This window comes from Embleya sp. AB8, assembly GCF_049739465.1.
GTDB lineage: Bacteria > Actinomycetota > Actinomycetes > Streptomycetales > Streptomycetaceae > Embleya.
The window spans coordinates 388,034-402,072 of sequence record NZ_JBMHHY010000004.1 but is presented as its reverse complement, the minus strand read 5'-3'; the positions used below and the strand labels follow the sequence as shown (position 1 = coordinate 402,072).

Here is a 14,039-nt window from a genome sequence, read left to right as displayed (position 1 = left end):
GGGCTGGGGTTGGTGTGGCTTCGGGTTCGGCTGCGGTTGGGCTGGCTGGCCGGCCTTCGGCCGAGTGGCCTCAAGCGCTGGCCGGGCTGGAGTTGTTGTGGTTCCGTTCGTCGGCTGGCCGCTGGCTGCCGGCCGGGCTGGGGTTGGTGTGGCTTCGGGTTCGGCTGCGGTTGGGCTGGCTGGCCGGCCTTCGGCCGAGTGGCCTCAAGCGCTGGCCGGGCTGGAGTTGCTGTGGTTCCGTTCGTCGGCTGGCCGCCGGCCGCCGGCCGGGCTGGGGTTGGTGTGGCTTCGGGTTCGGCTGCGGTTGGGCTGGCTGGCCGGCCTTCGGCCGAGTGGCCTCAAACGCCGGCCGGGCTGGGGTTGCTGTGGTTCCGTTCGTCGGCCGGCCGCTGGCCGCCGGCCGGGCTGGAGTTGGTTTGGTTCGGGTTGTTGGTTGCGGTGGGCTCTGTGGGACGGCCGCTGACCAGGCTGGAGTTGGTGCAGTTTGGTTCGTTGGCCGGCCGCCGGCCGGGCTGGAGTTGGTGCAGTTCGGTTCGCCGGCTGGCCGGTCGCGGGCCGGGCTGGGTTGGTGCAGTTCGGTTCGTTGGCTGCGGTGGACTCTGCCCGCCGTCCGCGGCCCGCTGCCTGCCGCCCGCGGCCCGCGGCCCGCTGCCCGCTGCCCGCTGCCCGCTGCCCGCTGCCCGCCGCCTGCCGTCCGCTGCCCGCGGCCCGCCGTCCGCGGCCCGCTGCCTGCCGCCTGCGGCCCGCCGTCCGCGGCCCGCTGCCTGCCGCCTGCTGCCTGCCGTCCGCGGCCCGCTGCCTGCCGCCTGCGGCCCGCCGTCCGCGGCCCGCTGCCTGCCGCCCGCTGCCTGCCGTCCGCGGCCCGCTGCCTGCCGCCCGCGGCCCGCCGTCCGCCGCCTGCCGCCCGCGGCCCGCCGCCCGCCGCCCGCCGCCCGCCGCCCGCGCCGGCGTTGAGGTGGTTCAGGTTGACGGTGTTCCCACCGACTGGATCAGGGTTTCGCTTGCGTTTACTGCGGCTGCTGCCGTGTTGCCCTTGTGTTGGGCCATTACCGCGCCGATCACCAGTTGTTTGTGGCCGTCCAGGTCGCGTTGGGCGGCGAAGACCAGGTTGGCGCCTGCCGGGGTGGTGAAGCCGGTTTTGCCGGCTATTACGCCGTCGTGGCCCAGCAGTGTGTTGCCGTTGGACTTGGTGGCTTTGCCGGAGTCGGTGTAGCTGGGGACGCCGGCGATGCCGGCGAAGGCCGGGTCGCGCATTGCTGCGGTGAAGAGTTTTACCTGGTCGGCGGCGGTGCTCACGGTTGTCGGGTCGAAGCCGCTCGGGTCTGTGTAGAGAGTGTCCTTCATGCCCAGGTCTTGGGCGGTCTTGTTCATGCGGGCAACGAAGGCCGCGTCGCCGCCGTCCACCCAGCGGGCGATTTCGTGGGCGATGTTGTTTGCCGAGACCACCATCAGGGCTTCCAGTGCGCGGCGTTGGGTGAAGGCTTCGCCGGGGGTTACCGGGGTCAGGCTTTCGAAGCGGCGGACGCGGTCGGGATAGCGGGCGGCCTCTTCGAAGGAGATGGTGAAGGTCGGGCCGGGTGTGCCGGGGGTGAGCGGCTTGGCCTTGAGGAAGGCGTAGGCCGTCATCACCTTGGCCACGCTTGCCGTGGGGGTCGGCTTGGCCGTGCCGGAGGTGATCGGGGTCGGGACGCCGTCGATCGCCATCGCCGCCTGGCCGTCCGTGGGCCAGGCCGGGGTGAGGCGGATCTCCTGGGGGCCTGCGGCCAGGGTGGCGGGCGCGGTCTTGGTGGCCGGCCCGGATTCGTGCCCGCAACCGGTGGTGAGGGCGAGCAGCGCGGCCACGGCGAGGGCGATCGGGCCGGCGGCGCGGCGGCGGAGCCGGGGGGTTGGGGTGGGGGCGCGGAAGGTCATGGTCCAGACCCTGGCGAGCCGGGATGACCGGATCCGGCCCGGAACAAGACCGTTCTGTCACAACCTGCTCGATCGCCACCCCGGAGCCGGTCCGCGGCTGTGGGTGACTCGATACTGATCGGATGGTTCGTGTGCTGTTGATCGAAGACGACCCCGCCGTGGCCGAGGGTCTTGCGCTCGGCCTGCGCCGGCAGGGTTACGAGGCGCAGGTGCGGCACACCGGCGAGGAGGGCCTGGCCGCGGTGGCGGGCTTCGATCCGGATCTGGTGGTGCTGGATCTGATGTTGCCGGGGATCGACGGCTTCGAGGTGTGTCGGCGGATCCGGCACGCGGGCACCCTGCCGGTGATCATGCTCACCGCGCGCAACGAGGACTTGGACATCGTGCTCGGCCTTGAAGCCGGCGCCGACGACTACGTGGTCAAGCCGGTGCAGTCGCGGGTCCTGGAGGCCCGGATCCGCGCGGTGTTGCGCCGTACCGAGTCGGCCGGGCCGATCGGCCGCCGCGAGGTACACGGTGACCTGACCCTGGATCGCACCGCGCTGACCGTGCTGCGCGCCGGGCAGCCGGTCGCGCTGGCCCCCTCCGAACTGCGGCTCCTGCTCGCGCTCTCCGCCGCCCCGGGCCGGGTGTTCAGCCGGGGGCAGCTGTTGGAGGCGGTGTGGGAACACCCCTTCCTGGGCGACAGCCGACTCGTGGACGCGTGCGTCAAGCGACTGCGGATCAAGATCGAGGACGCCGACCGGCCGGCCCGGTACATCCAGACCGTGCGCGGCTTCGGTTACCGGTTCGGCCCGCTGTGACCCGGCCGCTCTCCCGGTGGCGTGGTTTGCGGATACGGCTGACCGCGGCCTGTCTGCTGGTGGCCGCGTTCGCCGCGCTCGCCACGGCCGCGCTGACCTATCGCGAGGCGCGTACCGCGATGTTGCAGCGCGCCCAGGACTCGATGGTGCGCTCGGTCCGCGACCGGGTCGAGGCGGCGGCGCCGGCGGTGCCGTTTCCGCCGGACCAGGTGGCATTGGAACGCATCGTGGCGGCGGTGGACACGCGCGGGCGAACCGACCACTGGACCGTGTCGGTCGGCTTCAAGGGCGCGTGGGCGTCCACCGACTACCGCTTCGAACCCGGCCGGATCCCGGCCGACCTGCGCGACACCGTCACCCGGCGGATCGCGACCGCCTTCCAGCGTTTCCATCGGGACGGCAACCTCTGGTTGGCGGTCGGCGTGCCGATCACCTTCGCCGACCCCAGCAGGCACGGCCCCTCCGGCCTCGAGGTCTACGTGATGGCGCCGATGACCGCCCAGGTCAAGGAGGAGGCCGCGCTGGTCCGCGCGGCACGCAACGCCGCGGTGCCCGCGGTGCTGCTCGCACTGGTCCTGGCCCTGGTGGTGGCGGGCGGGGTGTTGCGGCCGGTACGGGCCCTGCAACGGGCCACCCGGCGGCTGGCCCAGGGTCGCCTGGACACCCGGCTGACGATCCGGGGCGGGGACGAACTCGCCGAACTGGCCCGGGACTTCAACCACACCGCAGCCGCCCTGGAACGCAACGAGGAGCGCCTGCGCACGATGGAGGCCCGGGCCCGCGCGTTTGCCGCCGACGTCTCGCACGAACTGCGCACCCCGCTCGCGGCGATGACCGCGGTCACCGACGTGTTGGACGAGGACGCCGCCGCCGAGCAACTGGACCCGGACACCGCCGCCGCGCTGCGCCTGATCTCCGCCGAGACCGGCAAGCTGACCCGACTGGTGGACGACCTGATGGAGATCTCCCGATTCGACGCCGGCGCCGCCGTGCTGCACCTGGACGAACTGGACCTGGCCGAGGGCGTACGCCGCTGCCTGGCCGCGCGGGGCTGGCAGGACCGGGTGACCACCGAGCTGCCGGCCGGGATCCGGGCCGAGGTGGACCCGCGCCGACTGGACGTGGTGGTGGCCAACCTGGTGGGCAACGCGCTGCGGCACGGCGCGCCGCCGGTCGAGGTGCGGTTGGCCGCCGAGCGGCGCGCGGACGGCGAATGGGCCGTGCTGACCGTCGCCGACCGGGGTCCCGGGCTGGCCGAGGACACGTTGGACCGCGTCTTCGAGCGCTTCTTCAAGGCCGACGCGGCCCGGGCGCGCTCGGCCGGGAGCGGGCTCGGGATGGCGATCACATTGGAGAACGTCCGGCTGCACGACGGGCGGATCACGGCGGCGAACCGACCCGACGGAGGCGCGGTGTTCACGGTGGAACTGCCTCGGCACGCGACTCCGGCCGGCGAGCGCGCCGGTACCGAGGAGGACGCGTGAGGCGCGCGGCCCGATTCCGACTGCCCGCGCTGCCCGCGCTCGCTGCGGTGCTGCTCGCCGTCGGGGCCGGGTGCGGTATTCCGACCACCGGCGCGGTGGATGCCGGGATGCCCGCGACCGGGATCGTGGAGCCGGGTGACGCGAGCCACCCGGGCGGGGTGTACGTGTACCTGGCGGACGGCCATCGGGTTCGGGCCGTGCTGCGCTCGTCCCCCGCCGGCGACGGGCCGCAGCCGGCGCTCGACCTGCTGTTCGCGGGGCCGACGCCGGACGAGGCCCGGGGCGGGCTGACCACACAGATCCCCGGGTCGGCCGCCCCCGCGCGGGTGACGCTCGACCCTCGAACGATCCGGATCGAACTGGGCGGTACGAGTCCGCTCAGTGAGACGGCCCTGGACCAACTGGTGTGCACCGCCGGGATGGCGGCCGGCCGTGCGCTCCCGGCCGACGCGTCGAGGACGGTATCGGTGATCACTCCCGTATCGGTGATCACTCCCGTACAGCGTGCGGAGAACCGGGTGTGCCCGAACCTGGCGGCGCCGTGAGGGCGCACGCACCGGATGGCCGCTCCGCCGCTCTGCTGACCCCGCTGCTCCGCTTGCTCCGCAGCCTTGCTGACCCGCTGAACCCCTGAACCCCTGAGCAGTCCGTGACCGTCCGGCCGCCTTGTCCGTCGGACGGTGTTTCGGCATGCCCTGATGGCCGCAAGAAACAGGAGTACGCTTCGAAGTGAGAGCTGACTCCGAAATTAGTGTTGACTCTCGGAATTGACCCATGCGTCGACGAGGGGACATCGCATGCACGAGGCGGACGCGGAACGACGCAGGTGGTGGGCGTTGGCGGCGCTGAGTCTGGCGATGCTCGCGGTGGGGCTGGACGGTACGGTCCTGAGCGTCGCGCTGCCGAGGTTGGCCGGCGATCTTCGCGCCGATGCCGCCGACCTGCAGTGGTTCTCGGCGTCGTATCTGCTCTTCCTGGCCGCTTCGATGCTCCCGGCCGGCCTGCTCGGCGATCGGTTCGGGCACAAGAAGGTGCTGCTCGGCGCGCTGCTGCTGTTCGCCGCCGCGTCGGCGGCCTGTGCGTACGCCCGTACTCCCGCGCAGTTCATCACCGCCCGCTGTGTGCTCGGGGTGGGCGGGGCCGGGATCATCGTGATGGCGTTGTCCGCGCTGACCGTGCTGTTCGACGTGGCGGAGCGGCCTCGCGCGGTGGGCGTCTGGTCGGCGGCGAACTTCCTGGCCCTGCCGCTGGGTCCGCTGCTCGGCGGCTGGATGCTCACTCACCTGTGGTGGGGCTGGGTGTTCCTGATCAACGTGCCGATCGTGCTGCTCGCGGTGGCCGTGGTGGTCGTCCTGGTGCCCGAGGCGGCGGCGCGGCGCCGGCGGCGGTTGGACCTGGTGGGGGTACTGCTGTCCACGGGCGGGTTGGTGGGGGTGACGTTCGGGCTGATCGAGGCCGGGGAGTACGGCTGGGCCGCGGTCGGGACCTGGGCGCCGATCGGCGGTGGGCTGATCGTGTTGGCCGCCTTCGGACGGTACGAACACCTGCTCGGTGCCCGGCCCGGCGGGCAACCCCTGCTGGATCCGGGCGTGTTCCGGTCGGCCCCCTATACGTGGGGTGTGCTGCTGATCGGGATCGCGGTGTTCGCCAACATCGGTGTGCTGTTCACGATGCCGCAGTATTTCCAGGCGGTTCGGGGCACCGACGCGATGGGCTCGGGCGTACGGCTGTTGCCGATCATCGGCGGTCTGGTGCTCGGCGCGGTGCCCGCGGATCGGGTCGCCCGGCGGCTGGGCGCGAAGTTCGCCGTGGCGCTCGGCTTCGCGGTGATGGCGGGTGGTCTGCTGCTCGGCGGTGCGACCGGGGTGGGGTCGAGCGGGTGGTTCGTCGCGTTGTGGATGGGGCTCGGTGGGGCGGGGATGGGCCTTGCGATGGCCACGTCGACGGCTGCCGCGCTGGCCGAGGTCGCGGCGGAGCGCAGCGGGGTCGAGGCGGCGGTGCTCCAGGCGGTGAACAAGGTCGGTGCGCCGCTCGGTTCGGCGATCCTGGGCAGTGTGCTGCTGACCGGGTATCGGGATCGGCTGCCCGGGCCGGCCGTACTGCCCGAGCTGCCCACACTGCCCGAACTGTCCGGGGCGGATCGGCATGCCGTCCGGTCCGGGGTGTTCGGCGGCACGGAGGTCGCCGAGCGGTTGCACTCGGCGTCGATGTCGGCGGCGGTGCGGGCGTCGTTCGTGCACGGGATGGACCTCGCGCTGCTGCTCTCCGGGGGCATCGCGCTGCTCGGGCTGGTGTTGGCGCTGGTGTTCATGCCGTCCGGGCCGGTGCGGACGGCGGGGCCGGCCGCGGAGCCCGTGGGTCACTCCAGGCCGAGTAGGGGCCGGGACCGGTACGTGGGGTAAGGGCGACAGTCAGGGGTTCCGCCGGGCCGGCCGGGTTCATACGCTGGCCGAGCCAACCGGTTGACCGCCGTACCGCCGCCTCCCGCGTGGGTTCGGCGTCGACCGGATCGCGGGTGTCGTCGTGCGGACCGTCGGATCCGTACCGGCCCACCGCCGAAGGGAGCCGCGACATGGACGGGTCGAACCGGGACGAGGTCGGGGAGTTCGCCGCCGGCGCCGCGGCGCTGATCGCCCGGCACTGGGGTACGGCCGCCGCCGCGGCCGGGGGCGACCTGGACCGATTGTGGGAAGTGGGCGCCGCGCACGGCTGGTTCGACCTCGGCGGGGACGACGCCCTGGCCGAGGTGATCGGCCTGGTCCGGGCGCTCGGGCGGGCCGCGTGTCCGCTGCCGGTGCTGGACGGGTTCGTCGCCGCGCGGTTGTTCGCCGAGTATCCCGGACTGGCCGGTGCGATCGGCGACGGCGGCGTCCGGGTGGTGACCGCGCTGCCGGGCGGGCCGGACGGGCCCGGGGCGGGCGTGGACTGCCTGGTCGAGGCCGGTGCGGCGGCCACCCACGTGCTGCGACTCCCGTACGGCGGCGGCCCGGTGGGGCTGTACCGGATCGCCGCGGCGGACCCCGTCGAGGGCCCGGTGGGGCCGGGGTGGCGCCGGGTGCGGCTCGGGCCGCCGTTGGCGTACGCGCTGCTCGAATCCGCCGCCGAGGCCGACCGCATGTTGACCCTGGTCCGGCTCGGCCTGGCCGCCCGGGCGCTCGGCGCGGCCGAGCGGGGCGCGGCGGCGGTGCTCGCGCACGCCTGTGGGGCGGACGCGGCGCGGGAGCGGGCGGTGGCCGGGCGCGTCGAACTCGACGCGGGCGAACTGCTCGTGGCCGACGCGGTGCGCCGGTATGCCGAGGGCGGGGCGGACTGGGTGCTGGCCGCCGAGTTGGCGGTGGCCCAGGTGCGGCGGGCCGCGTCGCGCGTACGGTTCGGCGCGCACCACCCGGTGGGCCCGACGAGTTGCGTGGACGAGCACGAGGCGCCCTGGTTGTACGGTCGGGTGCAGGTCGACCTGGCCTATGTACGGGCGTTCGCGTCGACCGGTGGGGATGTGGCGGATCGCCTGCTCGACCCCGATGCCGATGCCGAACTCGGGCTGCCGGAGCCGTGGTTGGGGCCGGACGGGGACGCCCTGCGGCAGGCGGTGCGCAAGGTGGTGGCCGGGCGGCCGGTGTTTGCCGTCTCGGGCGCGGACGATCCGGACACGGTGGCCGAACTGGCCGGGCACGGTTGGTTCGTCGCCGACGGGGGCGCGGGTGGCAGTGCCGCCGAGCGGTTCGCGCTGCGTCAGGAGGCGTGCCGGCATCGGCTGCCGATCACCGAGGCGCTGACCACCGCGACGGTGTTCGGCGCGCCGATCGCGCGGTACGGGACGCCCGCACAGCGGGCGCGCCTGTTGCCGGCGATCCGGCGGGGCGCGGTACGCATCGCGCCGACCCATCGCACCTCGGCGGCCGACTTCGACCCGGCGACGGTGCGGGTGGCCGCCGAGCGGGATCGGGCGGACTGGACCCTCACCGGCGAGCGGTTGTGGATCCGCGACGCGGAACGGGCGAACCACCTGTGGGTGGCGGCCCGGACGGATCCCGAGGCGGAGACCGCGCACGGTGGGCTCACCGTGTTCCTGGTGCCCACCGACGCGCCGGGGGTGACGATACGGCCGAGCCGGTCCCCGGCCGGCGAGAGTGGTTGTGTCGTCCTGCTCGACCAGGTCCGGGTCCGGGACGCGGCCAGGATCGGTGTGGTGGACGGGGGTTGGCCGGTGATCACCGAGACGTTTGCCGCCGAGCCGATCCTGCGCGGCGATCTGGCGGCCATGTTGCACCGGGACCTGATCGACCTGATCACGGTGCTGCGTACGGCGGCCGACCCGGAGCCCGCGGCCGGTCCGCGAGGCTCCGCCGCGCGGGCGGCACTGGCCGAACTGGTGGTCCGCACCCAGGCGTTGCGCCTGGTGTCGACGGCGGACGCACTGTCTGTGCCCGGCCCGGCGGCTCGCCCGTATGCCGCCGCGGCCGGGCTGCTGGGCGCCGAACTGGCCCAGGACTTCGGGCCGATCGTCCTCGACCTGCTCGGCCTCGGCCCGACCACGGCGCTGATCCCGGGCAGCGGCGAGCCGGCCGCCGGGTTCGCGTCGTACCCGGCCGACTCGTTCGACGGTGCGGCCGGCACGCTGCATCGCGACCTGCTGGCCCGGGCGTTCGTGCTGCCGGGCCGGGTGTAGGGGCGGACCGGGGGTAGGCGCGGACCGGGGGTGGGGCGGACCGGGTCAGACCCGGTTCAAGGTGATGCGTAGGTGGGCGGGGAGTTGGCGGCGGTTCTTGATGTCGAGTTTTCGGTAGACGCGGGTCAGGTGTTGTTCGACCGTGCTCACCGTGATGAAGAGTTCCTCCGAGATGCCCCGGTTGCTGTAGCCGGAGGCGGCCAGCGCGGCGACCCGCTTCTCGGATTCGCTGAGGTCGGCGGTCGTGGTGGCGGCCGAGCCGGGGGCGGTGCCGGTGAGCAGGTCGGCGTAGGCGTGCGCGACGGTGCGCGAGCGCGGTCGTTTGCCGCAGTCCCGGGTCAGGCGCCAGACGCGGCTTTGCAGCGTGGCGGCCCTGGCGGGTTCGGCCAGCGCCCGGTAGGACTCGGCGAGCGCCTCCAGGGTGCGGGCCAGCTCCAGTGGGTCCTCGGATTGGCGCAGCGCCTCGACCGCCTGGCTGAGCAACTCCGGGCGTTCGGCGATGTCCACCGTCATCGCCCGCAGCCGCAGGGTGGTGCCGCGGACTCGGCCGCCGCCCGGGCCGCACAGCCGCAACTGCTCGATCACCAGACGGCCGGCCCGGTCGGGCTCGTCCAGGCGCAGCAGTGCCTCGGCGGCGTCGGTGCGCCACGGGATGTGGAACGGCTGGTCGACGCCCCACGCGCGGACCAGCCAGGCCACGTGCAGGAAGTCGGCGAGGGCCGCCTGGACCCGGTCGGTGGCCAGGTGGAACCGGCCCCGGGCGCGCAGATAGGCGAGCCCGTGCAGGCTGGAGTACAGGGCTTTGGGGACCGGTTGGTTCACCTGTCGTGCGGCGGCCTCGTAGTCGCCCATCGCGGTGTAGACGGAGATCAGGCTCGCCAACGGCCCGCCCAGGAACAGGCTTCCGGTGCGCTCGGGGAGCGCCGCCATGGCCTGGTGGGCGTAGTTCTCCGCATCCGGCAACCGGCCCTGGCGCAGCGCGGCTTCGGCACCCGCGGAGCCGAACACCGCGGCCCAGCCCGGGGCTTCGCGGCGGATCGATTCGGCGAGGAGGATCCGGCAGTGCGCCTCGGCGACGCTCGCCCGGTCCCGGTCGATCAGCAGGTGGATCGCGGCAACGATCGGGGCCAGTGTCACGTCGGTCAGGCCGGATACGCGCAACAGCCGTTCGGCGGCGTCGAGTCGCTCGGCCGGATCGGGCAGCGGGGTCTGTGGGCGGGTGTGGCCCACCCACGGGTTCGGCAGGTCGGACCGCACGTGCTCGACCCATTCGGCGTCGGGGTCGGTGTGTTCCCGGAGGTGGTCGAAGACTCGGCGGGCCGCGTCGAGCCGGCCGTGCGCGAGCAGCAGGCGGGCCAGCGGCGTCATGCTCGACACCGGCAGGTCGCCGACCGCGAGGGCGGCCAACGGCTCGGCCAGGCACAGCTGTTCGGCGGCGCTGGGGTTGATCCGCCAGCTGATCTCGGCGAGCCGGACATGCGTCTCGGCGCGGAGTCCCGGGTCGCGGCACTGCTCGGCGGCCAGTTCGAGATAGGCGATCGCCCGCCGGGCCAGGTCCCGGGACAACGCCTCCTCGGCGGCCTCGCGCAGCGCGCGGATCGCCCAGGTGTCGGGCGCCTCGCGGGCGGCGAGCAGGTGCGCGGCGATCCGGGACGCGGGTGCGGCCTCGGTGCGGAGCAGCACGGCGGCATCCCGGTGCAGCGCGCCGTGTTCGGTCGGATCCAGGCTGTCCAGGAGCGCGCCGGCGGCGGCGGGACGAAACCGGTTGCGCTCGACCAGGCCCGATCCGGTCAGCGCGCCGAGGGCCTGTGCGGTGGCCACCGGCGTGGTGCCGGCGAGCCGGCCCAGCAGCTCGGCCGACGCGGGATGGTTCAACACCGCGAGTGCCTTGGCCACGCGCCATACCCCCGGGCCGCCGCGCCGCAGGCAGGTCAGTACCGCCTGGCTGTACGGGCCGCCCGGGGCGGGTTGCAACCCGGTCCCCGGTCGGCAGCCGGCGGCGCGGTACTCCTCGACCAGGGCGCGCAGCAACAGCGGGTTGCCGCCGGTGAGTTCGTGGAAATCCTCGGCCCGTTCGGGGCCCGGCGGGGCGAATCCCTCGGCGAGCAGTTCGGCCACCCCGGCCGGGCCCAGCGGGGCGAGCCGCAGGCGGCGAAGGGCGGGTTGGCGCAGGAACTCGGTGTCCAGCTGCGGGTCCTGCAGGGCCAGGCCCGGGGAGCGGGCGAGCAGGACCAGGACCCGGGACCGGGCGGAGTGCCGGGCCAGGTGCAGCAGGCAGTGCACGGACGCGCCGTCGGCGTGGTGCAGATCGTCCAGCGACACCACCACCGGTCGCCGGCGGGCGACTTCGTGCAGCGCGGTGGTGAACCGGCGGGCCGCGCGCGGCAGATCGCCGTCGTCGATCAGCCGCTCCAGCGGGCCGACCAGTCTGCCCGGCAGGGTCGGGCCGTCGAGGAACTGCCTTAATACGCCCAGGGGTCGGGTGCCGGCGGCGGCCGACCCGGTCGCGGACAAGACGATCGCGCCGCTCGTCGCGGCCTGTTCGCCGACCCAGCCGAGCAGTTCGCTCTTGCCGCAACCGACGGCGCCCTCGACCAGGACGATGCCGCCCTGGGCCTCGGCGCACTCCTTGAGCGCGGTGCGTAACCTGCCTAATTCCGGACCTCGTTCGATGAACTCCATGGCCTCTGCGCGCCCCCATATATCGGTCTGCACACGTTCTCCCACCGCTGCATGAAACCTCGGGCGCCGCAACTTCGTCAACCACCCGTAACCAGCCATTGACCGGTAGTGACAGTGCGGGGGATGCTGGGTGTACGGAAGGAGGCCCGCCGTTCGGACCCACTCTCGCCGTCGGGACCTACAGGGGAAGTCCGGCCTCCAACAGCCCGAGTGCCTCGTCGAGGGTGCCGGCCAGATCCAGATCCGGCTCGTCCGCCCAGCGCACCATCGTGTCGAGCATGATCCCGAACGCGGCCGAGGTGAACGCCCGCAGCGCCGGATCGGTCACGGCATGCCCGGACCGCTCCGCGACGCACTCCCCGACCGTACGCATCACCTGCACGAAGTTGGCGAAGCTGAGGCCGCGCAGCGCCGGCACCGACAGGACCAGTACGGTGCGCCGCCGGGCCTCCGCCAACTCCTGCGCCGACATCGCGGCGAGGGTGTCGCGCAGCGCGGCCCGCAGGGCACGGATCGGGCTCAGGTCGGCGGGCTGGGTGCGCAACGACTCGAAGAACAGCGGGTCGTAGGTGTCCGAGAGGACCAGGTCCTCCTTGGTGGTGAAGTACCGGAAGACCGTGCTGGGCGCGACCTCCGCCGCCTCGGCGATCTGCTCGATCGTGGTCGCATCGAAACCACGTTCGTCGAACAGCCGCAGCGCCGCGCCCTGGATGGCCGCACGCATCCGGGCCTTCTTGCGCTCGCGGATGCCGACCGTCGGTTTCGCGGGGGACAGCGACGTCATCGGGCACCTCTGCTCGGACTCTCTGGGGCGTTTTACCAGCCTACTGTCCCCGATCCGGCGATTCGCCGACCCCGCGATGCCAACCGCGCTCGACCACGACGGCGCCGCCGCGCAGCTCGGCCATCGAGCCGCCGCGACCTGCACGGGATCGGCGTGCCACGGCACCCGGATGTCCGGGTGCAGGCGGTTCCTCGCGGTCTTCGGTTCGGGCACGGTCGGGATGGACAGCCGAGGGCCCACCCCGTCCGGATCGCACAACCGGGCCGCGTCCCGGGCGTTGGGGTCCTCGTCCGGCGCGACGTGCGCCGGCCACTCCGCGCGGGTCTTGAAGGGCGCGGGCGGCGGCTCGTCGACGTAGCCGAGGGCGGTCTTCCGGAAGTCGGCCACGAGCGGCGCGTTCGGGCAATCCAGGGTCGGGTCGAGGTGGGCCGCCATGGCAGGACCGTACCGCCCGGCATCGACACCGGGCGGCGCGCCACGACGGGCCCGCCCGGTGCCGGCGTGTGGGTGTCCGCCGGGGGTGCGCCGATCTTCTAGGGTGAACCCGCGTGGCGGGTGGCGTCGCGCGTGGGTGGAGGGTGGCGCGATGGACGTGGGCCGGCGGGCGGTGTTGGCGGCGGCGCTGGGTGGGCTGCTGGCGGCGTGTTCGGATTCGGGTTCGGGCTCGGGGAAGCCCGCCGCGGCGAACTCGACACCGGCGGCCCCGGCGCCGGCCCGCCCCGCGCCGTCCGGGACGCAGGCACCGCCGAACTCCGCGCCGCCGCCCGTGGCGGGGCCGACTCGGGCGGAGATCGTCGCAAAGTACGGCAAGCAGGTGCCGAGCAGCTGGGGTCTGGAGGTGCCGGGATCGTTGACCCGACTGCCGGGCACCGCGAAGGTCGCCGCGTTGACGTTCGACGCGTGTGGCGGCAAGGGCGGCGGCGACTACGACCGGGCGCTGATCGACTTCCTGCACGAACGGTCCGTGCCGGCCACGCTGTTCATCAACTCCCGGTGGATCGACGAGAATCCGGCCCTGCTGCGGCAACTCGCCGCCGACCCGCTGTTCGAGATCGCCAACCACGGCACGAGTCATCTGCCGCTGTCCGTCTCCGGGAAGTCCGCCTACGGGATCCCGGGCACCAAGGACGCCGGCGAGGTCTACGACGAGATCGCCGGCAACCGGGCCAAGCTGACCGAACTCCTGGGCCACCCACCGCGGTTCTTCCGTTCCGGGACGGCCTACTGCGACGACGTGGCGGCGCGGATCGTCACCGACCTGGGCGAGCGGTTCGCAAGCTTCCAGGTCAACGCGGACGGCGGCGCGACGTTCAACCCCGAACAGGTACACAAGGCCATGCGGGACGTCCGGCCGGGGTCCGTGGTGATCGGTCACATGAACCACCCGCACGGCGGCACCGCCGCCGGAATCCGCCTGGCCGTACCCGAACTCCTGCAACAGGGCTACAAGTTCGTCAAGCTCTCGGACGCGGTCCAGGCCTGAGCCGGCCTCGCGCGATGCGCATGGCCACCCGGATCGCGTTGCCGCCGGCCTGCGGCCCGCTTGTCCTCAAGCGCCGGACGGGCTGATGGAGCCAATTTTTTCCAGCTGATGGGGCCGCTCTCTCCTGGCCGAGCGCCGCTTGACATTCGGCCGGCCACAATCGCCGGACGGGACCGCATCAATCCAGCCCGTCCGGCGTTTGAGGACAGGCAGGCCGCAGGCCGAG

General features: G+C 73.5%; 9 protein-coding genes. 6 read left to right on the top strand and 3 right to left on the bottom strand.

What is annotated here, in order from left to right:
- Window positions 1-960 precede the first annotated feature (960 nt).
- Window positions 961-1,911: a D-alanyl-D-alanine carboxypeptidase family protein gene (locus ABIA38_RS08455; RefSeq protein WP_424637835.1), complete on the bottom strand. Its 951-nt coding sequence runs from the start codon at window positions 1,909-1,911 to the stop codon at window positions 961-963.
- Window positions 1,912-2,033: 122 nt separating this feature from the next.
- On the opposite strand from ABIA38_RS08455, the gene ABIA38_RS08450 reads away from it, so the two are divergent.
- From ABIA38_RS08450 to ABIA38_RS08430, 5 genes are all read left to right on the top strand, one after another.
- Window positions 2,034-2,714, top strand: coding sequence for a response regulator (locus ABIA38_RS08450; RefSeq protein ID WP_424637834.1), 681 nt, complete (start codon window positions 2,034-2,036; stop codon window positions 2,712-2,714).
- Between the two features lie 26 nt (window positions 2,715-2,740).
- A complete protein-coding gene (locus tag ABIA38_RS08445) occupies window positions 2,741-4,198 on the top strand; it encodes an ATP-binding protein (protein ID WP_424637833.1) in 1,458 nt (485 codons plus the stop codon).
- Window positions 4,195-4,743 (top strand): hypothetical protein, encoded by a 549-nt coding sequence (locus ABIA38_RS08440; RefSeq protein WP_424637832.1) that lies wholly within the window; start codon window positions 4,195-4,197, stop codon window positions 4,741-4,743. The genes ABIA38_RS08445 and ABIA38_RS08440 overlap by 4 nt, the downstream gene beginning before the upstream one ends.
- 252 nt (window positions 4,744-4,995) lie before the next feature.
- Entirely contained in the window at window positions 4,996-6,600 is a 1,605-nt protein-coding gene (locus ABIA38_RS08435) for an MFS transporter (RefSeq protein ID WP_424637831.1), read from the top strand.
- Between the two features lie 170 nt (window positions 6,601-6,770).
- On the top strand, window positions 6,771-8,864 hold the full coding sequence (locus ABIA38_RS08430) for an acyl-CoA dehydrogenase family protein (protein WP_424637830.1): 2,094 nt from the start codon (window positions 6,771-6,773) through the stop codon (window positions 8,862-8,864).
- A gap of 45 nt (window positions 8,865-8,909) precedes the next feature.
- Here ABIA38_RS08430 and ABIA38_RS08425 read toward each other — a convergent pair whose 3' ends face one another.
- Window positions 8,910-11,591, bottom strand: coding sequence for an ATP-binding protein (locus ABIA38_RS08425; protein ID WP_424637829.1), 2,682 nt, complete (start codon window positions 11,589-11,591; stop codon window positions 8,910-8,912).
- Between the two features lie 133 nt (window positions 11,592-11,724).
- Complete coding sequence (locus ABIA38_RS08420) at window positions 11,725-12,765, bottom strand: TetR family transcriptional regulator (protein WP_424637828.1); 1,041 nt, start codon at window positions 12,763-12,765, stop codon at window positions 11,725-11,727.
- A 151-nt stretch (window positions 12,766-12,916) separates the two neighbouring features.
- On the opposite strand from ABIA38_RS08420, the gene ABIA38_RS08415 reads away from it, so the two are divergent.
- Window positions 12,917-13,813, top strand: coding sequence for a polysaccharide deacetylase family protein (locus tag ABIA38_RS08415; RefSeq protein WP_424637827.1), 897 nt, complete (start codon window positions 12,917-12,919; stop codon window positions 13,811-13,813).
- Window positions 13,814-14,039 lie beyond the last annotated feature (226 nt).

Coding starts and splice junctions, on each gene's coding strand:
- ABIA38_RS08430 (WP_424637830.1), top strand. CDS start 6,771: ATGGACGGGTCGAACCGGGACGAGGTCGGGGAGTTCGCCGCCGGCGCC.
- ABIA38_RS08420 (WP_424637828.1), bottom strand. CDS start 12,765: ATGGCGGCCCACCTCGACCCGACCCTGGATTGCCCGAACGCGCCGCTC.
- ABIA38_RS08435 (WP_424637831.1), top strand. CDS start 4,996: ATGCACGAGGCGGACGCGGAACGACGCAGGTGGTGGGCGTTGGCGGCG.
- ABIA38_RS08415 (WP_424637827.1), top strand. CDS start 12,917: ATGGACGTGGGCCGGCGGGCGGTGTTGGCGGCGGCGCTGGGTGGGCTG.
- ABIA38_RS08455 (WP_424637835.1), bottom strand. CDS start 1,911: ATGACCTTCCGCGCCCCCACCCCAACCCCCCGGCTCCGCCGCCGCGCC.
- ABIA38_RS08450 (WP_424637834.1), top strand. CDS start 2,034: ATGGTTCGTGTGCTGTTGATCGAAGACGACCCCGCCGTGGCCGAGGGT.